The sequence below is a fragment of the Streptomyces sp. NPDC059874 genome (assembly GCF_042731135.1).
Taxonomy (GTDB): Bacteria; Actinomycetota; Actinomycetes; order Streptomycetales; family Streptomycetaceae; genus Streptomyces.
Genome location: NZ_JBHWJY010000026.1, coordinates 17,177 through 39,307 on the forward strand (window position 1 = coordinate 17,177; position 22,131 = coordinate 39,307).

A 22,131-nucleotide genomic window follows, 5' to 3' on the forward strand; every position below is an offset into this window, starting at 1 on the left:
GACCATGTGTCGAGGCACGCCCGAAATCCCGTACGAAGTGTCAGTGGCGACTGTCAGACTCGCGTGCATGGAGATGATCGACAAGCTGACCGAGCAGGTCAGCCGTGGTGAGCGGGTCAAGTTCCTGCCGTTCTGGGGACACCGGCCCAGGCCGGACGGGAGCCTCGGTCCGAGCTGTCTGAGTCAGTGGTGGCCGGCCGAATTCACTGTGGGTGATGTCCGGTACGCCACGGCGGAGCACTGGATGATGGCCGGGAAGGCGCGGCTGTTCGGGGACCCTGAAGCGGAGCGCGCGGCGCTGGAAGCCAAGACTCCGGCCGAGGCGAAGAAGGCCGGGCGGCTCGTGCGCGGCTTCGACGACGAGATATGGGAGCGCGAGCGGTACAGGATCGTGGTGGAGGGCAGCGTGCACAAGTTCGCCTCCACACCGGAGCTGACCGCGTACCTGCTGGGCACCGGAAACCGGGTGCTCGTCGAGGCCAGCCCGCTGGACCGGATCTGGGGCATCGGGCTGGCGGCCGACGACGAGCGCGCGCTGGACCCGGCGCGCTGGCGGGGGCTGAACCTGCTGGGCTTCGCCCTGATGGAGGCCCGCGAGCGGCTCCTGCGGGGAGAGGCGTGACGGACCGGCGCCGGGTCGCCGCCGTGATAGTCCGGGACGGCTGCGTGCTCATGGTGCGCGAGCGCGGCCTGGGTCCCACGGGCCGGCACGACGGGCCGGAGTACTGGACCCTGCCGGGCGGCGGCCTGGAGCAGGGCGAGGAGCCGGAGGACGGGGTCCGGCGGGAGGTGGCCGAGGAAGTGGGACTGCGCGCCCTGGGCGTGCGGTACGCGTACGACGCTCCCTACCCCTCGGGCTGGACCTCCTGCTTCCGCGTGGAGGTGGCGCCCGGAGAGCCGGTGCTCGGGGTCGACGCGGACCTGGAGTGCGACTGTCCGCGGATGGTCGGGCTGATCTGGGTCCCGCTGTCGCGCGGCACGGACGGAGAGTCGGTCATGGTGCCGACGCTGCTCAGTAATTGCGTGGTGGATCCCGAACCCGGCGCCTAACGTGATCCTCGTCCAGGTGCGAAGGCGAGACCTACTTCCACTGTCAATGGGGCGGCCGCGGGTTCGAGTCCCGTCATCGGCTTCGGGCCGGTGTAGCTCAGTTGGTAGAGCACCACGTGGTTTCGCCGACCTTGTTCTCTGGACATGTGTGTCACGCACCTCCCGGTGCGCTCAGGCTGCGGCTACTTCTTTCAGAATCCACGCCGCCGCCACTTCTGATCTCGGGAGGCACGCGTGGGGGATGCCCGGTGCGCAGGCGACGGCTACTTCCGGATCGACGGGTCGCGGGTTCGAGTCCCGCCCGGCCACGGCCGGTAGCTCAGTCGGATAGAGCAGTCGACATTGTCCGTCGCCGACTTCGATCTCGGGCATCCCTCACGTCACGTCTCCCCCGCTTTTCTTTGAATTCGGGGGGATTCACCATGGCTCGTTTCAACCTGCGCGCGCTCAAGGCGGCAGCCGCCGCGCCCACGTCGCCCGTACGCTCGACCCGCCGCGCCCGCACCCACCAGGGCGGCCCCGGGTACGAACGCGATCCGCGCTCCGAGCTGTTCCTGCTCGCCGTCGCCAACTTCGTGACGCAGCGCACCTTCTACGAGAGCGGCGAGGACCGCGACGACCGCTTCGCGGCGCTCGTGCGGCAGCTCGCGGTCGAGGACCCGGCGTGGACCGCCGGCCTGCTGCGCTGGCTCCGTGCGGACGCGAACATGCGGACCGCCTCGCTCGTCGGCGCGGCCGAGTACGTCAAGGCACGCCTCGACGCGGGTGCCACCGACGGGCCTTCGAACCGCCAGGTCGTGGACTCGGTGCTGCAGCGCCCGGACGAGCCCGGCGAGCTGCTGGCCTACTGGACGGCGACGTACGGGCGGGGCGTGCCCAAGCCCGTCAAGCGCGGCATCGCCGACGCCGTGCGCAGTCTCTACTCCGCCACCTCCCTGCTGAAGTACGACACCTCCTCCAAGGCGTACCGCTTCGGCGACGTCCTCAACCTCGTGCACGCCTCCCCCGACCCGGCCAAACCCTGGCAGGGCGAGCTGTTCCGGCACGCCCTCGACCGCCGGCACAACCCGGAGAGCGCGCGGGTCCCGGCGGGCAACCGCACCCTCGCCGCCCATCGGGCACTGATGGAGCTGCCGGTCCCGGAGCGGCGCGGTGTGGTCCTCGCCCCGGACGGCGCGGAGCGCCTCGCGGAGGCGGGCATGACCTGGGAGGCCCTCGCCGGATGGCTGCAGGGGCCGATGGACGCGGCCGCCTGGGAGGCGGTCATCCCGTCCATGGGTGCGATGGCGCTGCTGCGCAACCTGCGCAACTTCGACCAGGCCGGGGTCTCGGACGTGGTGGCCGCGCGCGTCGCGGCGAAGATCTCCGACCCGGAAGTCGTCGCCCGGGCCCGGCAGTTCCCCTTCCGCTATCTGGCCGCCTACCAGCACGCTCCCTCGCTGCGCTGGGCGTACCCGCTGGAGCAGGCACTCGGGCACTCGCTGGCCAACGTGCCCGCGCTGCCCGGCCGGACGCTGGTGCTCGTCGACCGGTCCGGGTCGATGTGGTGCCGGCTGTCGAACCGCTCCCAGCTCAACCGGGCTGACGCGGCGGCCGTCTTCGGGGCGGCACTGGCGCTGCGGGCCGAGGAGGCCGACCTGGTGCAGTTCGGTACGACCAGCGAGGTGGTCCCGTACACCCGGGGCGAGTCCGTGCTGAAGGTGCTGGAGCGGTTCGGGGACCTCGGTGGCACCTATACGGCCCGCGCCGTGAAGGAGCACTACCGGGACCACGACCGGGTGCTGATCGTCACCGACGAACAGGCCGCCTCGTACGGATACGGCGGCGACCCGACGCAGGAGGTGCCGAGCACGGTCCCGGTGTACACCTGGAACCTGGCCGGCTACCGGGTGGGCCACGCGCCTTCCGGTTCCGCGAACCGGCACGCCTTCGGCGGGCTCACGGACGGGGCCTTCCGCATGGTGTCCCTGATCGAGGCGGGGCAGGACGCCGACTGGCCATGGGCCTCGTAGCCGAAGGCCTCGTAGCCGAAGGCCTCGTAGCCGAAGGCCTCGTAAGAGGGCCGGTCAGACCTTCTCGTGGTTCCGGGAGTCCGAGTACGGGCTCTCGTACCGCGTGTCGGGGAGCGGTCCCAGGTCCCTGAGGGTGCCGAACATCACCAAGAGCATGAACACGCTGAGCACGATGCCGACGGCGCCGAGGATGATGCCGGCCAGCGCCATCCCGCCGTTGTCCGCCTCGCCACGGGTGGCCTTGCTCTTGCCCAGTGCGCCGAAGACGATGGCTCCGATGCCGAGGCCGACGGCTATGAAGCTGGTGACGCAGCCGACGACGGCGAGGATGCCGAGGACGAGGGCGGTGATGCCGAAGCCGTTGTTCTTCGGCATCCCGTACGGCTGGTACGCGGCGTAGCCCGGGTATCCCTGTTGGGCGGGGTATCCCTGTTGGCCGGGGTATCCGGGCTGGCCCGGGTATCCGTAGGTCGGCTGGGCGGGCGTCGGACCGGGGTACGCGTAGGCGCTCGGATCGGGCTGGGCCGGATATCCGTACGCCGCGGACGCGGGCCCCGTCACGGGAGCCGTCGGAGGGGTCGGAGGGTTCTCGGCTCCCGGCATCTCGATGACCGTCGGCTGGTCGTGCACGGACGGCGGGCCCGACACGCCGGACGCTCCCGGTGCCGCCTGCGAACCGTGCGCACCCTGCGACTTGCCCAGGTCCACCGACGGCCGCTCCAGCGGGGCCCACGGGTCACGCGGCTCGGAACTGTTCTCGTTCATACGACGCCCCCCTCTCGTACGGCCATGCTAAGCGCTGCCACCGACAGTCACGGCTCTGCCTACGATGAAGGCCGACCTGCCCGCACCAGCGTCCTCCCGGAGGCATCCCCATGACCGACCTGCACCCCTTCATCGCGGGGCTGCCCAAGGCGGAACTCCACGTCCACCACGTCGGTTCGGCGTCCCCGCGCATCGTCGCCGAGCTCGCCTCCCGACACCCCGACTCGAAGGTCCCCACCGACCCCGAGGCTCTCGCCGACTACTTCACCTTCACCGACTTCGCGCACTTCATCGACGTCTACCTGTCGGTCGTGGACCTGATCCGCACTCCGGAGGACGTCCGGCTGCTGACCTTCGAGGTCGCCCGGGACATGGCCCGGCAGAACATCCGCTACGCCGAACTGACCATCACGCCGTACTCCTCCACCCGCCGCGGCATCGACGCGAAGGCCTTCATGGAGGCCATCGAGGACGCCCGCAAGGCCGCCGAGGCCGAGCTCGGCGTCATCCTGCGCTGGTGCTTCGACATCCCCGGCGAGGCCGGCCTGGAGGCCGCCGCCGAGACCGCCCGCCTCGCCGTCGACCTGCGTCCCGAGGGCCTGGTCTCCTTCGGTCTCGGCGGCCCCGAGATCGGTGTCCCGCGCCCGCAGTTCAAGCCGTACTTCGACGCGGCCCGGGCGGCCGGCCTGCGCAGCGTGCCGCACGCCGGCGAGACCACCGGCCCCGAGACCATCTGGGACGCCATCCGCGAGCTGGGCGCCGAGCGCATCGGCCACGGCACGAGCGCCACCCAGGACCCGGAGCTGCTGGCGTACCTCGCCGAGCACCGCATCGCGCTGGAGGTCTGCCCGACCTCCAACATCGCCACCCGCGCCGTCGCGAACCTCGACGAGCACCCGGTCAAGGAGATGGTCGCGGCGGGCGTGCTCGTCACCATCAACAGCGACGACCCGCCGATGTTCGGCTCCGACCTCAACAACGAGTACGCGGTGGCCGCCCGCCTCCTCGACCTGGACGAGCGGGGCCTCGCACAGCTCGCCAAGAACGCCGTCGAGGCCTCCTTCCTGGACGAGGCCGGCAAGGAGAGGCTCAGCGCGGAGATCGACACGTACACCTCCGCCTGGCTCGCACGCTGACGTCCCGTCGACAATGGGGCCATGCGCACCTTGACTGCCGTCGCCCACCGCGGCGATCCCTACCGTGTCCGTGAGAACACCCTGTCCTCGATCCGCTCCGCCTTCGCGCGCGGCGCGGACGCGGTCGAGATCGACGTACGGCTGACCCGTGACGGGGTCCCGGTCCTGCTCCATGACGAAACGCTCGATCGGCTGTGGGGCCATGACGTGCGCCTGGACGCCGTCACGGCCCCGCAGTTGCGGGAGCTCACGCAGGGCGGGATCCCCACCCTGCGCGAGGCGCTGATGGCCGCCGGAGCGGGCCGGTTGATGCTCGACCTGCCGGGCGCCACGTGGGAGTCGGTGCGCACCGTCGTGGGCCAGGTCCACGAGTGCGGGGCGCGCGAGCGCACGTATTACTGCGCGGGCCCGAACACCATGCTGGCGGTCCGCGCCGCCGATCCGGACGCGGAGATCGCGCTGACCTGGACCACGTTGTCGCCGCCGCGCCGGGTGCTGATCGACGCCGTGGCGCCGCGCTGGCTCAACTACCGCTTCGGGCTGGTGAGCCAGGAACTGACGGACGCCCTGCACCGGGACGGGCTGCTGGTGTCGGCGTGGACCGCGGACACCAAGAGGACGATGAAGGCGCTCGTCAAGGCCGGCGTCGACTCCATCACCACGAACCGGATGGACGCGCTGGCCGCCGTACGCGCCGACCTCGGCCGGTGATACGCGCCTGGGCGGACCGCGTGCGGCACGCCGATCCGCGCCTGCGGGACCTCGGCCTCACCCTGCTCGTACAGCTGGCGTGCACGATGCCGTTCGTCGTGCCGACGCAGCCCGGCGCTTCGCCGAAGAGCTGGCCCGCGTACCTGGTGACGGTGCTCGGCCTGCTGCCGCTGGTCTGGCGCCGACGGGCCCCCGTCACCGTGCTGGTGGCCATCGTCGCCGTCGGCTTCCACTACAACTTCGCGATGGACGGGCCCGGCCAGCCGCTGCCCTACGGACCCCTCATCGCCTTCTACACGGTCGCCGTGCTCAGTCCGCCGCGGACCCGGCTGGTGGTGACCGCGGCCGTGCTGGTCTGCGCGGCCTTCGCGGTGTACGGGAACACCGGGACGGCGAGGGAGCTGTTGTTCACTCTGTTCGTCATCGCGGCGGCGTACGCCCTGGGGCGCTCGCAGCACACCCGGCAGGCGTACACCGCGGCGGTCGAGGACCGGGCGGCGCAGCTGGAGCGGGCGAACCGGATCGAGGCGGAACAGGCGGCGGCGCGTGAACGGGCCCGGATCGCTCGGGAGATGCACGACATCCTCTCGCACGCCGTCAGCATCATGATCGTGCAGGCCGAGGCCGGTCCGGTGGCGGTCCGCAAGGCTCCGGCCCGGGCCGAGGCGGCCTTCGAGGCGATCGCCGAGACGGGCCGGGACGCGATGGCGCAGCTGCGCACGATGCTGGGGGTGCTGCGGACGGAGGAGGTCGCTCCGCGGTCCCCGCAGCCCGGGATCGGGGCGCTGCCGACGCTGCTGGACCGGGTGCGGGCGGGCGGACCGCGCGTGTCGTACGAGCGGACGGGCGCGGTGCGCGAGCTGCCGGCCGCCTTGGAGGCGACGGTGTACCGGGTGGTGCAGGAAGCTCTGACGAACGTGGTGAAGCACGCCGGGGCCTCGGCGGTGGATGTGCTCCTGGAGTACGGGCCCGATGCCCTCACGGTGACGGTCACGGACGACGGGCGGGGGCCGGGTCGGGCCTCCTCGGGCGGGCACGGTCTGATCGGGATCCGCGAGCGGGCGGCGGCTCACGGCGGGACGGCGTGGACGGGTCCGGGGCCGGACGGGGTCGGCCATACGGTGCGGGTGGTCCTTGTAACCTCGCTGTCGGAGGTGGGGAATTGACGATCCGTGTGGTGGTGGCCGACGACCAGGAGCTGGTCCGCAGCGGGTTCGCGATGATCCTGGACGTCCAGGACGACATCGAGGTCGTCGCTGAGGTCGGGGACGGCGCGGCGGCGGTGGAGGCGGTACGTCGACTCTCGCCCGATGTCGCCCTCCTGGACATCCGGATGCCGGTGTTGGACGGGATCGAGGCGTGCCGGACGATCTCCGCCGAGAGCACGTGCCGCACCGTCATGCTGACGACCTTCGACTCGGACGAGTACGTGTACGAGGCGCTGCACGCGGGGGCGAGCGGGTTCCTGCTGAAGGACGTGCGGCGGGACGATCTGGTGCACGCGGTACGGGTGGTGGCGGCGGGCGAGTCCCTGCTGGCGCCTTCGGTGGCGCGGCGGCTCATCGAGGAGTACACGGCGACGACGGGGGCGACGGCCCGGCCCGAGCTCCCGACGGACCGGCTGGAGGTGCTGACGGCACGGGAGCGGGAGACGCTGCTGCATCTGGGGCGGGGGTTGTCGAACGCGGAGATCGCGGCGGCGTTGGTGGTGAGCGAGCACACGGTGAAGTCGCACGTGGGGAACGTGCTGGCGAAGCTGGGGCTGCGGGACCGGATCCAGGCGGTGATCTGCGCGTACGAAACGGGCCTGATCGCGGCGGGTACTCCCTCTGGGGAGTGAGGGGACGGCGTGTCGTATCCCTCTGGCCGGTGAGTTGTCGTACCGGCAAAGACCCCTCTCGGTGGTGATCCGCAACTACCCCTCTGAGCTGCAGCATTGAGTCATCGGGGCCGCAGTGGCCCGGTGAACTCAGAGGGGGATTTCCATCATGAAGGCTCGCACGCACACGCTGATCGCCGCCGCCCTGGTCCTGGGAATCGCGTCCGGCCCGGCCGTCGCACACGCTGCTCCGGCTCCCGTCTCGGCGGGGGTCGTCGCGCCGATCGTCTCGACCCCGCCGAACGCGGCGGCGCTGGAGCGGGCGATCGCGGGCCTCGGCCCGGAGAACAAGTACGCGACGGCAGCGCTGGTCCGCGTGGGCGGTACGAGTGGCAGCTGGCGGGGCAGTTCCGGCGTCGCCGATGTCCGCACGGGTCGTGACGCCGTCGAGCAGGGCCGTTTCCGGGCCGGTTCGGTGACGAAGACGTTCACCTCCGCCGTGGTGCTGCAGTTGGCTGCCGAGGGTGCGGTGGACCTGAACCGGCCGGTGCAGGAGTACCTGCCGGGCCTGTTGCCCGAGACCTTCAAGCCGGTCACCGTACGGCAGTTGCTGAACTACACGAGCGGAATCCGACCGGCTGACAGCCCGGCCGACACCTTCGAGGACGCCTATGCCCACCGGTTCGACCTGGACGACCCGCACGCCCTGATCGCCAACGCCGTGGTCAAGGGGCCCGAGTTCGACCCGGGAACCAGGCAGCACTACCTCAACATCGACTACACGATCCTGGGCGTGCTGATCGAGAAGGTGACGGGCACCTCGTACGAGGAGGCCCTGACCACGCGGATATTCAAGCCCCTCGGCCTGCGCCACACATCGCTGCCGAGTCGTACGCAGACGCGGATACCGGGCCCGCACAACCGGGGCTACCAGGGGGTCACTCGGGCAGACGGTACGCGGGAGCTCGTGGATGTGACCGAGTGGGGCTCCTCGCGCGAGTGGGCCGCCGGGGACCTCATATCGACCACGGCGGACCTGGAGCGCTTCACCGTGGCCCTGTTCGGCGGCCGGGTCGTGCCGAAGGCGCAGCTGGAGGAGATGTTCACGGTGCCCGACGTGCTGGACTTCGAGAGCGGTCAGCACGCCGTACAGACTGCCGGCATGAAGGAGTTCGTCCTGCCGGACGGCACGGTGGTCTACGGAAAGACGGGTGCCCGGCACGGCTACAGCACCGCCATCGGTGGATCCCGCGACCTGTCCCGCACGCTCGTGTATTCGGTGAACTCCACCGATGCCAAGGGCCGGGACCTGAACGCGGTGACCCTGGGCATCGTGATGGCGGCCTTCGCCAAGTAGCTACTCGGACAAGGCTTCGAGGCGCTTGATCATGCGGCGGAGCACCAGCAGGGGGATCACTCCGAAGACACCGAAGGCCATGTCGATGACGCTCCACCAGCCGGGTATCCCGCGGATGGGTCCGCAGATCAGGGCCAGGGGGATCACGCCGGCGCAGGCGATCATGCCGGCTTCGACGATCCAGATGTTGCGGACCGGGTCGCGGTGGACGCCGTAGAAGAAGACGGCGATGACGAGGTGGGCGAAGGCGAGCCAGTCGGTGCCGTAGAGGAGGAAGGGGTACTCGGCATCGGCCCGCTCCAGCCCGTCTCCCACCCGGCGGAGCCACTCGTTGTCCACCAGGGCATTGGCCCAACGGAGCTCGCTGACCAGGGGGAAGGCTGTGAGTCCACTCAGCACGAGGCAGACGATGAACAGGATCAGCCAGGCACGGATACGCCGCTGAAGGGCGCTTCTCTCGCTCATGGAAGGAAGCGTACACCTGGAATTGAACACGTTCAGCCAATTCTCTGAACATGTTCAACTCGGCGGGTGGATCGTGTGTCAGAGTCCGACGATCGCGTTCCAGCGCTTCGCGAAGGAGCGGCGCTCGGCCGTGGAGATGTCCCGGGCGACGACCAGCCGCTTGCGCATGTCGTCGTCGGGGAAGATGAGCGGATTCTCGGCCAGTTCGGCGGTCTCCCCGTCGTCGGAGCCGGCCAGGACCTCACGGGCTGCCGGGACCGGGCAGACGTAGTTGACGGAGGCGGCGAGGGATGCGGCCACCTCCGGGTCGTAGTAGTGGTCGATCAGAGCCTCGGCATTGGCCTTGTGCCGGGCCAGGTTGGGGACGAGCAGGCTCTCCGCCCAGAGTTCGCCGCCCTCCTCGGGGACCACGAACTCGATGTCCGGGTTGTCGGCCTGGAGCTGGATGGCGTCACCCGAGTAGGCCTGACAGGCCAGCACGTCGCCCTTGCTCAGATCGGAGGTGTAGTCGTTGCCGGTGAAGCGGCGGATGTGCTTCGTGCGCACCAGTTCCTCGACCTGGTCGCACACCCGGTGGAAGTCGGATTCGGTCCAGCGGGTGACGTCCACCCCGTTGCCCTGCATCAGCAGGGCGAAGGACTCGTCGAGGCCGGAGAAGAGGGTGACCTTGCCCGCGAGCTCCGGCCGCCACAGGTCGTTGACCGATTTGATCTCCCGGCCCAGGGCCTTGCGGTTGTAGGCGATGCCGGTGATCCCCGACTGCCAGGGGACGGTGTGCAGCCGGCCCTCGTCGAAGGCGGGGGAACGCAGTTGCGGGTCCAGGTGCCTGGCCACGTTGGACTGCGCCGAGCGGTCCATCTTCTGGGCCCAGCCCAGGTGGACGAAGCGGGCGGCCATCCAGTCGCTGACCACGACCAGGTCGTGGCCGGTCTCCTGGCGGTTCATCAGGGCGGGGCTGATCTTGCCGAAGAACTCGTCGTTGTCGTTGATCTCCTCGGTGTACCGGACCTCGATGCCGGTCCGCTCCGAGAAGGCGTCCAGGGTGGGCCGGCTCTGCTCGTCCTCGTCATCGGTGTCGATGTAGAGCGGCCAGTTGGAGAAGACCACGCTCTGGTCCCGCTCGGAGCGGTCCGCGCCCTCTCGCTGTTCCTCCGGGACATAGGCGGCGGGCACACCACAGCCGGCGAGGGCGGCGAGCAGGCCCGCGGCACCGAGGCCGCGCAGCGCGTCGCGGCGGGAGAAGTCGAGTCGAGGCATGACCAAAGCCTCATCCAACGTGAAAGGGCGGGCAATAGACATGGTGTCTACCGCCCGCCCCTTCGGCGCACTGCTGTGATCAATGCGGCGGATGCCGCCGATCAGCCCTCGATCAGCCGTCGAGCGAGGTCATGACGTGCTTGATGCGCGTGTAGTCCTCGAAGCCGTAGGCGGAGAGGTCCTTGCCGTAGCCGGACTTCTTGAAGCCGCCGTGCGGCATCTCGGCGACGAGCGGGATGTGGGTGTTGATCCACACGCAGCCGAAGTCGAGGTTCTTGGACATCCGCATCGCGCGGCCGTGGTCCTTGGTCCACACGGAGGAGGCGAGGGCGAACTCGACGCCGTTCGCGTACTCCACGGCCTGGGCCTCGTCCGAGAAGGACTGGACGGTGATGACGGGGCCGAAGACCTCGTTCTGGATGATCTCGTCGTCCTGCTTGAGGCCGGAGACCACGGTCGGGGCGTAGAAGTAGCCCTTGTCGCCGACCTGGTGACCGCCCGCCTCGACCTTGGCGTGCGCGGGGAGGCGCTCGATGAAGCCCGCGACCTGCTTGAGCTGGTTCGGGTTGTTCAGCGGGCCGAACAGCACGTCCTCGTCGTCCGGCTGGCCGGTCTTGGTGTCGGCGGCGGCCTTGGCGAGCGCGGTCACGAACTCGTCGTGGATCGACTCGTGCACGAGCACGCGGGTGGCGGCGGTGCAGTCCTGGCCGGCGTTGAAGTAACCGGCGACCGCGATGTCCTCGACGGCCTTGGCGATGTCGGCGTCCTCGAAGACGACGACGGGGGCCTTGCCGCCGAGCTCCAGGTGGACGCGCTTGACGTCCTTGGAGGCGCTCTCGGCGACCTGCATGCCGGCGCGCACCGAGCCGGTGATGGAGGCCATCGCCGGGGTGTTGTGCTCGACCATGGCCTTGCCGGTCTCGCGGTCACCGCAGATGACGTTGAAGACGCCCTTGGGCAGGATCGAGTCGATGATCTCCGCCATCAGGACGGTGGAGGCCGGCGTGGTGTCCGAGGGCTTGAGCACCACGGTGTTGCCCGCGGCGATGGCCGGGGCGAACTTCCACACGGCCATCATCATCGGGTAGTTCCAGGGCGCGACCTGGGCACAGACACCGACGGGCTCACGGCGGATGATCGAGGTCATCCCCTCCATGTACTCGCCGGCCGAGCGGCCCTCCAGCAGTCGGGCGGCACCCGCGAAGAAGCGGATCTGGTCCACCATCGGCGGCAGCTCCTCGCTGGCCGTGAGGCCCAGCGGCTTGCCGGTGTTCTCCGACTCGGCGGCGACGAGCTCGTCCGCGCGCGCCTCGAAGGCGTCGGCGATCTTCAGCAGAGCCTTCTGGCGCTCCGACGGGGTCGTGTCGCGCCAGCCCGGGAAGGCGGCAGCGGCGGCGGCCATGGCCGCGTCGACATCGGCCTGACCCGAGAGCGGGGCGGTCGCGAAAGCCTCGCCGGTGGCGGGGTTGACCACCTCGGTGGTCCGCCCGTCGGCGGCGTCCTTGAACTCCCCGCCGATGTAGTTGCGCAGACGACGCAGTTCGGTGGTCACTACAGCCACACTCCTGATCACATGTCCAATGATTGAGACGAAAGCCAAGCCTAGCCCCTCGGCGGACGCTTTCGACAGACCCGGACGCCACGAACTACGAAATCAGTGAGATCCAGCTCGCCAAACAACGGATTTCATCGATTCCGCCTTGCGGAACAGACGACCCTCGTGCACAGTGAGGTCGTGGTCAGTCGAAGCGCAGATTCCAGGAACAGACAACCGTCCCCTTCGGTCGATGCTGTGTCCCTGGCGATCATCGAGCAACTGCAGGAGGACGGTCGCCGTCCCTATGCATCGATCGGCAAGGCCGTCGGCCTCTCCGAAGCGGCCGTACGCCAGCGCGTACAGAAGCTGCTCGACCAGGGCGTCATGCAGATCGTGGCCGTCACCGACCCGCTCACCGTGGGCCTGCGACGCCAGGCAATGGTCGGCATCAACGTCGAGGGAGACCTCGACCCGGTGGCCGACGCACTGACCGCCATGGCCGAGTGCGAATACGTGGTGATGACCGCGGGATCGTTCGACCTGATGGTGGAAATCGTCTGCGAGGACGACGACCACCTGCTCGAAACGATCAACAAGAAGATCCGCACGCTCCCCGGCGTGCGATCAACCGAAAGCTTCGTTTATCTGAAGCTCAAGAAGCAGACCTACATGTGGGGAACTCGATAGCCCGTGAGCCAGGACCTCTCCAAGACCGCGTACGACCACCTGTGGATGCACTTCACCCGCATGTCGTCGTACGAGAACGCACCCGTCCCCACCATCGTGCGCGGTGAGGGCACCTACATCTTCGACGACAAGGGCAAGCGCTACCTCGACGGTCTCGCCGGACTGTTCGTGGTCAACGCGGGACACGGCCGCAAGGAACTGGCCGAGGTCGCCTACAACCAGGCCCAGCAGCTCGCCTTCTTCCCCGTGTGGTCGTACGCCCACCCGAAGGCCGTCGAGCTCGCCGAGCGCCTCGCGGACTACGCCCCGGGCGACCTGAACAAGGTCTTCTTCACCACCGGTGGCGGCGAGGCCGTCGAGACCGCGTGGAAGCTCGCCAAGCAGTACTTCAAGCTGCAGGGCAAGCACACCAAGTACAAGGTCATCTCGCGTGCGGTCGCCTACCACGGCACCCCGCAGGGCGCCCTGTCCATCACGGGCCTGCCGGCCCTGAAGGCTCCCTTCGAGCCGCTGGTTCCCGGCGCGCACAAGGTGCCGAACACCAACATCTACCGCGCCCCGATCTACGGCGACGACCCCGAGGCCTTCGGCCGCTGGTGCGCCGACCAGATCGAGCAGGAGATCCTGTTCGAGGGCGCCGACACCGTCGCCGCGGTCTTCCTGGAGCCGGTGCAGAACGCCGGTGGCTGCTTCCCGCCGCCGCCCGGGTACTTCCAGCGGGTCCGCGAGATCTGCGACGAGTACGACGTGCTGCTCGTCTCGGACGAGACGATCTGCGCCTTCGGCCGCCTCGGCACGATGTTCGCCTGTGACAAGTTCGGCTACGTGCCGGACATGATCACCTGCGCCAAGGGCATGACCTCGGGCTACTCCCCGATCGGCGCCTGCATCGTCTCGGACCGCATCGCCGAGCCGTTCTACAAGGGTGACAACACCTTCCTGCACGGCTACACCTTCGGCGGACACCCGGTGTCCTCGGCGGTGGCGATCGCCAACCTCGACATCTTCGACAAGGAAGGCCTCAACCAGCACGTGCTGGACAACGAGGACGCCTTCCGCTCGACGCTGGAGAAGCTGCTCGACCTGCCGATCGTCGGCGACGTCCGCGGCAACGGCTACTTCTACGGCATCGAGCTCGTCAAGGACAAGGTCACCAAGGAGTCCTTCACGGACGAGGAGACGGAGCGCGTGCTCTACGGCTTCCTCTCCAAGGCCCTGTTCGACGCCGGCCTGTACTGCCGGGCCGACGACCGCGGCGACCCGGTCATCCAGCTGGCCCCGCCGCTGATCGCCGATCAGGGCACCTTCGACGAGATCGAAGGCATCCTGCGCTCGGTGCTCACCGAGGCCTGGACCAAGCTGTAGCCGGCGCCGCACCCCGAGCTGCATCCGGACTGTAAATAGTCCGAACCACACGGCCCGGATCCCCCGTTCGAGTGAGAACGCGGGGGTCCGGGCCGCGTGCTGTCACCATCCAAGACGTTCATCTCTTTACATCTCAGTGCGGCGCCAGTGACCGAAAGGGCTCCGCTTCGTTCCCCCGGACGGAGGTGTACGCCATGGTGGCTCCACCGGACAATGCCCGGCCTGACAAGGCCCCGCCTCAGGACGATCTGCTCTGGGCACGGTCCCTTCACTACTCCCACTGGGGGTCCCCGCGGACGAAGTCCGGGGGAGGTTCCCCCGGACTCGTCGGTGTCTCCCTCGGAGTGCGTCAGGGCGAGATCCTGGCCCTGACCGGTCCCCGCGGCTGCGGCAAGACCACCCTGCTGCGCTGCCTCTCCGGGCAGCTGCGAGCGGAGCAGGGGGAGGTCTGGTTCAACAGCGTCCCCGTGCACACCCTGGGCGCGGCGGCCCGCGAACGGCTGCGCCGCGACCGGTTCGGCTGGATCGGCCCCGAGCCCCAGCTGCTGCCCGAGCTGAAGGTCTGGGAGAACGCCGCCCTGCCGCTGCTGCTCGCCGGGGCCTCCCACCGCAGCGCCAAACACGCCGCCTGCGAATGGCTGGACCGCCTCGACATCGGCGGCTTCGCCCGCAAACGGCCCACCGCCCTCACCCGGGCCGAATCCCAGCGGGTGGCCCTGGCCCGGGCCCTGGTCAACGTGCCCGCGGTGCTCTTCGCCGACGAGCCCACGGCCCCACTGCACCGGGCCGAGCGCTCCCTGCTGCTGCGCACCCTGACCACCGCGGCCCGCTCCCACGAGATCACCGTGGTCCTCGCCACCCACGACGAGGAGAGCGCCGCCGTCGCGGACCGCCGGCTCGCGCTGCTCGACGGCCGCTGGGCCGGGGCCGCGGCAGCCGTCTCCTCCCCCGGTCCCGACACATCGGAGGGCCAGGCCGCGTGCTCGCTCTCCGCCTAGCCCGCGGCTCCCGGCCCCTGGTCCAGCTGCGTCGGCTCCTCGTCGCGGCCGCCTCGGCCGGCAGCGGATTCCTGCTGCTGTACGTCCTCGAAGCCGCCGTGGCCCGGCCCGCCGGATCGTTCCCTCGGCTGCTGTGGGCGCTGGTCCCGCTCGCCGTCACCGTCCACCTCGCCGTCGCCGTGGCCCGTACCGACCCGGCGACGCGGCCCCGCGCAGGGCTGGACGCCGCCGGGCTGGGACCCGTACGGCTCGTCCTGGTCGCGGTCATCTCCACCGCCATCGCCTGCACCCTGGGCAGCGCACTCGCCCTCGCCGCCTTCCTCCACCTGCGCGGGGACCTGGCCGGACTGCCGTTCGACGGGGCCGGGGCCCGGCTGCTCCACGCCGACCAGCCACTGCCCGTGGCCGCCGCCCTCACCCTGCTGGCCCTGATCCCGCTCACCGCTTCCGCCGCGACCGCCCTCACCCTGCGCCCCCGCTCGCCCATGGCCCCGCAGACCGGGCTGCCCTGGGGCATCGCCCTGACCGCGTGCGGGCTCGCGGCCTCGGCGTACGCGGGCGGCGGCACCGGGATGCTCGCCGGCTGGTCGCTGATCGCGGTCGGCCTCGCCCTCGCCGGACCCGGCCTCGCCTACGCCTGCGGCTCCCTGGTCCAGGCGGTGCGCCCGGGCGCGCTCCGGCTGCTGGCCGGACGGGCTCTGCAGGAGGAGGCGCCCCGGCTCGGCCCGCCGCTCGGGGTGCTGTGCGCGGTCGGCGCGGGCGCCCTCACCGCCCTGGCCCTGCGCGACCGGGGCGGGATGCTCGTCCCGCTCGGCCCGCTGACCGGGCCGGCCGCCACCCTGGTGGCCGTGTGCGCGATCGCGACCCTTCTCACATCCGCGGTGGAGGCCCGCCAGACCCGGGCCGCCGGCCGCGAGGCGCTGACCGACCTGGGCGCTCCGCCCAAGGTCCTGCGCACGGCGGCGGGTCTGCGGGCTTCCGCCCTCGTGGCGGTGTGCGTACCGCTCAGCTGGGGTGTGGCACAGCTGACGTCCCTGGCCCTGACCCGCTGACGCGACCAGCCCTTAGGGTGGGCCGAATGGTCAACGCAGACATCGAGATCGAGACGCTCGCCGAATTCGACCGGGTCGTGGCCCGCGGCTCGCTCAGCGGCTACCGGATCCAGTCGGTCAACCTGCTGGAGCGGACCTTCGCCCTGCTGTCCGCCGACACCTCGGCGGCCGTGTTCCTGGGCTGCGCGATGGAGCCCGACGCCTCCGTGAAGGTCCGCGCCGACGGCGCGCTGGTCTTTCCACCCGTCCCGGACCTGCCCTTCAACCCGTACCGGGGCCTGCTCTACACCCCGGAGGAGCTCTTCGCCGGACTGCCCGAGGGATACGAGGCCACGCCGGACGCCCTGGCGTACGCCTGGTTCCAGGAGACCAAGGCCGACGGGGACGTCCTCTCCTCGATGCTGCGCTCCATCCACGACGACGCCATCTCGGACGCCCTCGACGAGCACCTGCTGGACGCCCGGGTCGTGGGCGTGATGGGCGGCCACGCCATGGCCCGCGGCGGTGCGGAGTACCGCGGCGCCGCCGAGCTCGGCCGGGCGCTGACCCGGTCGGGGCTGACGGTGGCCACCGGTGGCGGACCGGGCGCGATGGAGGCCGCCAACCTCGGCGCCTACCTGGCCCCGGTGGCCGACGAGGCCCTCCCGGAGGCCCTGGAACTGCTGGCGAAGGCCCCGTCCTTCGCGCCGTCGGTGTCCGACTGGGCGCGGGCGGCGTTCGCCGTCCGGGACCGCTGGCCCGGCGGCGGCGACTCGGTGGGCATCCCGACCTGGTTCTACGGGCACGAGCCGCCGAACGCTTTCGCCGCGCACATCGGCAAGTACTTCGCGAACGCCACCCGGGAGGACGGGCTGCTGGCCCGGTCCAACGCGGGCGTGGTCTTCCTGCCGGGCGCGGCGGGCACCGTCCAGGAGGTCTTCGACAGCGCGACTCCGAACTACTACGAGTCGCGGGGCGAGCCGGCACCGATGGTCCTGGTCGACCGGGCCCACTGGACCGAGCACCTCCCGGTGTGGCCGCTGCTCCAATCGCTGGCGCGCGGTCGTTCGATGGAGTCGCGGATCGCGATCGTCGACTCGGTGGACGAGGTACCGGACGTCCTCGCGTCGATGACCTGAGCTTCGGAAGCAACTTCGCGGCCCGTTCACACGTCTGGCAGAGGTACGCAAAACCTGCCAGACGTGAACGGAGCCTTTGGTGCTCATAGGCCTGCTGACCGCTGTCGCGGCGTCCATCTGCTACGGCACGGGATCCGTGCTGCAAGCCGTCGGATCGCGCCGCGCGGCCCGGATGTCCCCGACCGCCGCCGGGGTGACCGCCCATGGCGGCCCCAATCTGTCGTCCACCGCGAAAGCGGCGATGACCTGGGAATTCATCGTCGGCACGATCCTGGACTTCGTGGGCTTCGGCCTCGGCGCCCTGGCCGCACGTCTCCTTCCCCTCTTCCTCTCCCAGACGGTGATCAGCGCCAACCTGGTGATCACGGCCGTGCTGAGCGTGAAGCTGCTGGGCATCCGGCTGAGCCGGAAGGAATGGACGTCCATCGGGGTCGTCTGCACGGCCCTGGTCCTGCTGGCGACGGCGGCGGGCCACGAGGGGGGCCACCACGCTCCGATGGCCACGCACTGGTGGCTGCTGGGCATCACCCTGCTGTTGATGGTGGGCGGCACCGTGGCCGTACGTCTCCTCGGCGGCGGGGCCGCGATCCTGGCGGGCCTGCTGTCGGGCCTCGGCTTCGGCGCGCTGGGCGTCGGCGTCCGGATCCTGAACGGGGTCGACCCGTTCGACCTCGGCACCTTCCTGTCCGACCCGGCCCTCTACGCCATCCTCGTGGCGGGCGTCGGCGGCATGTACCTGCACACGGTCGCCCTCCAGATCGGCTCGGTGAACGGCGCCACGGCGGCGCTGGTCGTCGGCGAGACGGTCCTCCCGGGCGCGATCGGCGTCCTGTGGCTCGGCGACGCGTCCCGCCCGGGCCTGGCGTGGCTGGCGGTGCTCGGCTTCGTGCTCGCCGTCGCCGGTGCGGTGGCCGTCGCCTGGTACGGCAAGCACGAGGGCTCCGATCCGCAGACGGAAGCCCCGGTCCCGGCGGCGGTCGGGTAGGCCCGGGCCGGGGGCACGCCCGTCCCTCGCCCGTCACCCGCTCGCCCTTCCCCGGTGGCGCCCGCCCGGCGGCTGCCGCTTGCTGGACGGGGGAGAGAGCGAGGAGCCCCATGGCCTCCATGGACACCACGACCGCCCGCCTGTACACGCCCCGGGCCGCCGGGGCGGCCGGCATCGTCTTCGCCGTGCTGCTCGCGGCGGCGATCGTCCTGATGCGGATCGCCATCCCCTCGGGCGACGGCGCCAAGGCGGCGGTCGACCCCGGCGACCGCTGGGCGGTGCGGCTGGCCCTGGAGATCGTGCCCTTCGCCGGGATCGCCTTCCTGTGGTTCATGGGCGCGCTGCGCGCGCACGTCGGCGAGGCCGAGGACCGGTTCTTCTCGACCGTGTTCCTCGGCAGCGGGTTCGTCTGCGCCGCCACCCTGTTCGTCGCCGCCGGGGCGGCGGGGACCGTGCTGACGGAGGACCCGCCCTCCGACTTCGGCCGCGATTACGCCTACACGATCCTCGCGACCTACTCCATGCGGATGGCGGCCGTCTTCGTCCTCGCCACCTCGACGATCGGGCGCCGGCTCGGCGTCTTCCCCAAGCCGCTGACCCTGCTGGGAACCCTCGTGGGCCTGGTCCTGCTCGTGGTGGGGTCCGGCGTGCCCTGGTCCGAGCTGGTCTTCCCGGCCTGGGCCCTCGTCGTCGGCATCTACATCCTGCGGACCCGGATGCGGTAGGCAGCGGGGCCGCGGGGCCCCGACGTACGCCCTGACCAGCGGTTTGCGTACCCGGCAGGACGTGCCCGGCTCCCGCGTGCATGCTGGATGAGGGAGGGGAACGGGGGTCGGGGGGCTCGGGGTCGACGGGGAAGTTCCAGCCATCGAAAGGCGGACGCCTCATGAGGCTTGTCGTGGACCTCAACCGCTGTCAGGGCTACGCCCAGTGCGCGTTCCTCGCCCCGGACGTCTTCGCCATGCACGGTGACGAGTCACTGCTGTACAACCCGCAGCCCGACGAGGAGCACCGCGAGAACGTCGTCCGCGCCGTCCACGCCTGCCCCGTCCGGGCCATCCTGCTGGACGCGATGAACGGGTCCCTGTCGACCGCGGAGGCGCGTGGTGAGCGCTGACTCAGCCCTGGAACGGCTCAAGCGCGAAGGCCGCATCGTGGTCGTGGGCGCTTCCCTCGCCGGCCTGCGGGCCGCCGAGACCATGCGCGAGAAGGGGTTCGCCGGTTCGCTCACGATGATCGGCGACGAGCCCTACGAGCCGTACGACCGCCCACCGCTGTCCAAGCAGGTCCTGCTGGGCAAGGCGACCGCGGACCGTACGCTCCTCCCCCGCCGACTGGACATCGACGCCAAGTGGCGTCTCGGCGTCCCCGCCACCGGTCTGGACATGGCGGCCAGACGGGTCAAGCTCGCCGACGGGGACGAGGTGGAGTACGACCGGCTGCTGATCGCCACCGGGGTACGGGCCCGGCCGTGGCCGAACGAGGAGGAGGCGGCCCTCGAAGGCGTCTTCACCCTGCGTACCCGGGACGACGGCGCCGCGTTGGAGCGGCGGCTCGCGGCCGGACCGCGCCGGGTGCTGGTCATCGGCGCCGGATTCACCGGCTCCGAGATCGCCTCGGCCTGCCGGGAGCGGGATCTTGCGGTCACGGTCGCCGAGCGGGGCGCCGGACCCCTGGTCGGGGCCCTGGGCGGGGTGATCGGCGAGGTCGCGGCCGAGATGCACCGCGAGAACGGGGTGGATCTGCGCACCGGCATCATGGTCACCGGGCTGGAGGGCGACTCTTCCGGCCAGGTACGCGCCGCCCACCTGTCGGACGGCAGCGTCCTGGAGGCCGATGTCGTGATCGTGTCGCTCGGCGCTCAGCGCAACACCGATTGGCTGGCCGGTTCCGGACTGGGCGCGGGCCCGCGGGGCATCGCCTGTGACGCGGGCTGCCGGGCCTTCAACATCTGGGGCATCGTCACCGACGACATCTATGTGGCGGGTGACGTGGCACGTTCCCCGCACGCGCTCTTCGGGTACCAGTTCCTGTCCCTGGAGCACTGGGGCAACGCCGTCGCCCAGGCCGAGACGGCGGCGCACAACATGCTCAGCGAAGGCATGGACCGTCGCCCCCACGTGTGGGTTCCGGCCTTCTGGTCCTCCCAGTTCGGGGTGAACATCAAGTCGGTCGGGGTGCCCTCGATGGGGACCGAGATCCTCATCACGCAGGGGTCCCGCGCCGAGCGCAGGTTCGTCGGCGTCTACGGCTATCAGGGGCGTGTCATCGGCGCCGTCACCTTCGACCAGTGCCGCTGGCTGGACTTCTACGAGCAGCAGATCGAACACACCGCGCCGTTCCCGCCGCCCTTCGCGACGGTGGACCGCAGGAGCGAGGGGAACAACCCGCTGGACGCGGACTTCCCCGACCCGTCGGTGCCCACGCACGGCCCGACCATCACCCTGAGTGGCTACTCACCGGCCGACCGGCGGATGACGTTCACGCCGGCCCACAACTGAGCACGAGGACCTCTCATGACTGAAGGCATCCTGCGGCAGATCCTCGACTACTCCAGCCGGTCCAACCCCTATCCCCTGTACGAGGAGCTCCGCAAGACCCCGGTGTTCCACGACGGGGACGGACCGTACGTCGTCAGCACCTATCACGAGATCAAGAGCCTGCTGCACGATCCGCGGATCAGCTCCGACTCCCGCAACCTGGCGTCGACGGTCGGCGACCTGCTCAGCGAGGGGGACGAGGAGGAGGGGATGGCGGCCTTGCCTCCGGCCTTCCTGAAGCTGGACCCGCCCGACCACGACCGGCTGCGCCGCATGACGAACCGCCCCTTCGGGCCGCCGCACTCCCCGCACCGCGTCCACGACATGCGCGGCGAGCTGGGCGGCATCGTCACCGGTCTGATCGACTCCATCTCCGAGAAGGGAGACCCGGGACGGATCGACCTGGTGGAGGAGTTCTCGTACCCCTTCCCGGTCACGGTGATCTGCCGGCTGCTGGGCATACCGAGCGAGGACGAGGCGCGCTTCCACGTCTGGGCCGACACGCTCGCCGCGAGTCTGGACCCCGATCCGGACGCGGATCCCGCCGAACGCGTCAAGAAGTCGCAGGGCGCCCGCATGGAGCTCGGCATGTACCTGGCCGGGCTGATCGAGGAGCGGCACAAGAACCCGGGTGACGACATGCTGTCCCAGCTGTCGACCGCGGAGGGGCCTGACGGCGCCATGAGCACGATGGAAGTGCTCAGCACCTCGGCGCTGCTGCTGATCGCCGGACACGAGACCACCGTCAACCTGATCACGAACGGCATGCTCACCCTGCTGCGCCATCCGGAGGTCCTGGACCGGCTGCGCGCCGATCCGAAGCTGTCCGTCCCGATCGTGGAGGAGCTGCTTCGCTACGAGCCGCCGGTGCAGCTGCTGCCGCAGCGCACGCCGCTGGCCGACATCGAGATGGAGGGGGTGACCATCCCCAAGGGCGCCCCGCTCTGGTTGGTCCTGGCCTCTGGCAACCGCGACCCCCGCCGGTTCGAGGACCCGGACCGCTTCGACCCGGACCGCCCGGACGTCCAGCACCTGGGCCTCGGCAGCGGCATCCACAGCTGCTTCGGGGCGCCGCTGGCCCGGCTGGAGGCGGCGCTGGCGCTGAGCGAGCTGGCCCGCAGACTGGAGAACCCCCGGCTGCTGGAGGACCCGCCGCCCTACCGCCAGAACGCGGTCCTGCGCGGCCCGCGCCACCTGCCGATCGGCTGCGACGGCATCCGGGCGGCCTGAGGAAGCCCGGGCTCGCGCGGCCGGCTTCCGTAGCGGCCCGGCAGGCC

The 22,131-nt window shown here is 70.6% G+C and carries 22 protein-coding genes; 18 read left to right on the plus strand and 4 right to left on the minus strand.

Annotation, left to right across the window (positions count from 1 at the left end):
- Positions 1–67: 67 nt before the first annotated feature.
- The 3 genes from ACFV9H_RS17270 (at position 68) to ACFV9H_RS17280 (ending at position 3,062) form a co-directional block, all read left to right on the plus strand.
- Positions 68–622, plus strand: a complete 555-nt coding sequence (locus tag ACFV9H_RS17270; RefSeq protein ID WP_385398615.1) for an NADAR family protein — start codon at positions 68–70, stop codon at positions 620–622.
- Positions 619–1,050 carry an NUDIX hydrolase gene (locus ACFV9H_RS17275; protein WP_385398617.1) on the plus strand — a complete coding sequence of 144 codons (432 nt, stop codon included), beginning with the start codon at positions 619–621 and terminating at the stop codon, positions 1,048–1,050. The genes ACFV9H_RS17270 and ACFV9H_RS17275 overlap by 4 nt, the downstream gene beginning before the upstream one ends.
- Before the next feature lie 422 nt (positions 1,051–1,472).
- Positions 1,473–3,062 (plus strand): TROVE domain-containing protein, encoded by a 1,590-nt coding sequence (locus ACFV9H_RS17280; protein WP_385398619.1) that lies wholly within the window; start codon positions 1,473–1,475, stop codon positions 3,060–3,062.
- 54 nt (positions 3,063–3,116) lie between these two features.
- Here the strand turns inward: ACFV9H_RS17280 and ACFV9H_RS17285 are convergent, their stop codons facing one another.
- Entirely contained in the window at positions 3,117–3,827 is a 711-nt protein-coding gene (locus ACFV9H_RS17285) for a hypothetical protein (protein ID WP_385398622.1), read from the minus strand.
- Positions 3,828–3,937: 110 nt separating this feature from the next.
- On the opposite strand from ACFV9H_RS17285, the gene ACFV9H_RS17290 reads away from it, so the two are divergent.
- The 5 genes from ACFV9H_RS17290 to ACFV9H_RS17310 all read left to right on the plus strand — a co-directional run bounded on the left by ACFV9H_RS17290 (position 3,938) and on the right by ACFV9H_RS17310 (position 8,850).
- Positions 3,938–4,963 carry an adenosine deaminase gene (locus ACFV9H_RS17290; RefSeq protein WP_385398625.1) on the plus strand — a complete coding sequence of 342 codons (1,026 nt, stop codon included), beginning with the start codon at positions 3,938–3,940 and terminating at the stop codon, positions 4,961–4,963.
- Between the two features lie 21 nt (positions 4,964–4,984).
- Positions 4,985–5,674, plus strand: coding sequence for a glycerophosphodiester phosphodiesterase (locus tag ACFV9H_RS17295; protein ID WP_385398627.1), 690 nt, complete (start codon positions 4,985–4,987; stop codon positions 5,672–5,674).
- 86 nt (positions 5,675–5,760) lie between these two features.
- A complete protein-coding gene (locus tag ACFV9H_RS17300) occupies positions 5,761–6,840 on the plus strand; it encodes a sensor histidine kinase (RefSeq protein WP_385398787.1) in 1,080 nt (359 codons plus the stop codon).
- Positions 6,837–7,514, plus strand: coding sequence for a response regulator (locus ACFV9H_RS17305; protein WP_385398629.1), 678 nt, complete (start codon positions 6,837–6,839; stop codon positions 7,512–7,514). The genes ACFV9H_RS17300 and ACFV9H_RS17305 overlap by 4 nt, the downstream gene beginning before the upstream one ends.
- 148 nt (positions 7,515–7,662) lie before the next feature.
- Positions 7,663–8,850 (plus strand): serine hydrolase domain-containing protein, encoded by a 1,188-nt coding sequence (locus tag ACFV9H_RS17310; protein ID WP_385398632.1) that lies wholly within the window; start codon positions 7,663–7,665, stop codon positions 8,848–8,850.
- Here ACFV9H_RS17310 and ACFV9H_RS17315 read toward each other — a convergent pair whose 3' ends face one another.
- The 3 genes from ACFV9H_RS17315 to ACFV9H_RS17325 all read right to left on the minus strand — a co-directional run bounded on the left by ACFV9H_RS17315 (position 8,851) and on the right by ACFV9H_RS17325 (position 12,124).
- The gene (locus ACFV9H_RS17315; RefSeq protein ID WP_385398634.1) at positions 8,851–9,315 is read right to left on the minus strand and encodes a hypothetical protein; all 465 of its coding nucleotides are present in this window, start codon (positions 9,313–9,315) and stop codon (positions 8,851–8,853) included.
- A 78-nt stretch (positions 9,316–9,393) separates the two neighbouring features.
- The gene (locus ACFV9H_RS17320) at positions 9,394–10,572 is read right to left on the minus strand and encodes a spermidine/putrescine ABC transporter substrate-binding protein (RefSeq protein WP_385398636.1); all 1,179 of its coding nucleotides are present in this window, start codon (positions 10,570–10,572) and stop codon (positions 9,394–9,396) included.
- Between the two features lie 112 nt (positions 10,573–10,684).
- Positions 10,685–12,124: a gamma-aminobutyraldehyde dehydrogenase gene (locus ACFV9H_RS17325; protein WP_385398639.1), complete on the minus strand. Its 1,440-nt coding sequence runs from the start codon at positions 12,122–12,124 to the stop codon at positions 10,685–10,687.
- A gap of 168 nt (positions 12,125–12,292) precedes the next feature.
- Here ACFV9H_RS17325 and ACFV9H_RS17330 point away from each other — a divergent pair, with 168 nt between their 5' ends.
- From ACFV9H_RS17330 to ACFV9H_RS17375, 10 genes are all read left to right on the plus strand, one after another.
- Positions 12,293–12,796 (plus strand): Lrp/AsnC family transcriptional regulator, encoded by a 504-nt coding sequence (locus ACFV9H_RS17330; RefSeq protein WP_007266859.1) that lies wholly within the window; start codon positions 12,293–12,295, stop codon positions 12,794–12,796.
- Between the two features lie 3 nt (positions 12,797–12,799).
- On the plus strand, positions 12,800–14,161 hold the full coding sequence (locus ACFV9H_RS17335) for an aspartate aminotransferase family protein (protein WP_385398641.1): 1,362 nt from the start codon (positions 12,800–12,802) through the stop codon (positions 14,159–14,161).
- Positions 14,162–14,355: 194 nt separating this feature from the next.
- Complete coding sequence (locus ACFV9H_RS17340; protein WP_385398644.1) at positions 14,356–15,159, plus strand: ABC transporter ATP-binding protein; 804 nt, start codon at positions 14,356–14,358, stop codon at positions 15,157–15,159.
- Positions 15,141–16,211, plus strand: coding sequence for a hypothetical protein (locus ACFV9H_RS17345; RefSeq protein ID WP_385398647.1), 1,071 nt, complete (start codon positions 15,141–15,143; stop codon positions 16,209–16,211). The genes ACFV9H_RS17340 and ACFV9H_RS17345 overlap by 19 nt, the downstream gene beginning before the upstream one ends.
- A 26-nt stretch (positions 16,212–16,237) precedes the next feature.
- Positions 16,238–17,329, plus strand: coding sequence for an LOG family protein (locus ACFV9H_RS17350; RefSeq protein WP_385398650.1), 1,092 nt, complete (start codon positions 16,238–16,240; stop codon positions 17,327–17,329).
- Between the two features lie 79 nt (positions 17,330–17,408).
- Complete coding sequence (locus ACFV9H_RS17355; RefSeq protein WP_385398652.1) at positions 17,409–18,314, plus strand: hypothetical protein; 906 nt, start codon at positions 17,409–17,411, stop codon at positions 18,312–18,314.
- A gap of 119 nt (positions 18,315–18,433) precedes the next feature.
- On the plus strand, positions 18,434–19,039 hold the full coding sequence (locus ACFV9H_RS17360) for a hypothetical protein (protein WP_385398655.1): 606 nt from the start codon (positions 18,434–18,436) through the stop codon (positions 19,037–19,039).
- A gap of 161 nt (positions 19,040–19,200) precedes the next feature.
- Positions 19,201–19,431 carry a ferredoxin gene (locus ACFV9H_RS17365; RefSeq protein ID WP_382642448.1) on the plus strand — a complete coding sequence of 77 codons (231 nt, stop codon included), beginning with the start codon at positions 19,201–19,203 and terminating at the stop codon, positions 19,429–19,431.
- Positions 19,421–20,815 (plus strand): NAD(P)/FAD-dependent oxidoreductase, encoded by a 1,395-nt coding sequence (locus ACFV9H_RS17370; protein ID WP_385398658.1) that lies wholly within the window; start codon positions 19,421–19,423, stop codon positions 20,813–20,815. Before ACFV9H_RS17365 ends, ACFV9H_RS17370 begins: the two co-directional genes overlap by 11 nt.
- A 15-nt stretch (positions 20,816–20,830) precedes the next feature.
- Positions 20,831–22,084 (plus strand): cytochrome P450, encoded by a 1,254-nt coding sequence (locus ACFV9H_RS17375; RefSeq protein ID WP_385398661.1) that lies wholly within the window; start codon positions 20,831–20,833, stop codon positions 22,082–22,084.
- The last annotated feature ends 47 nt before the right edge of the window (positions 22,085–22,131 follow it).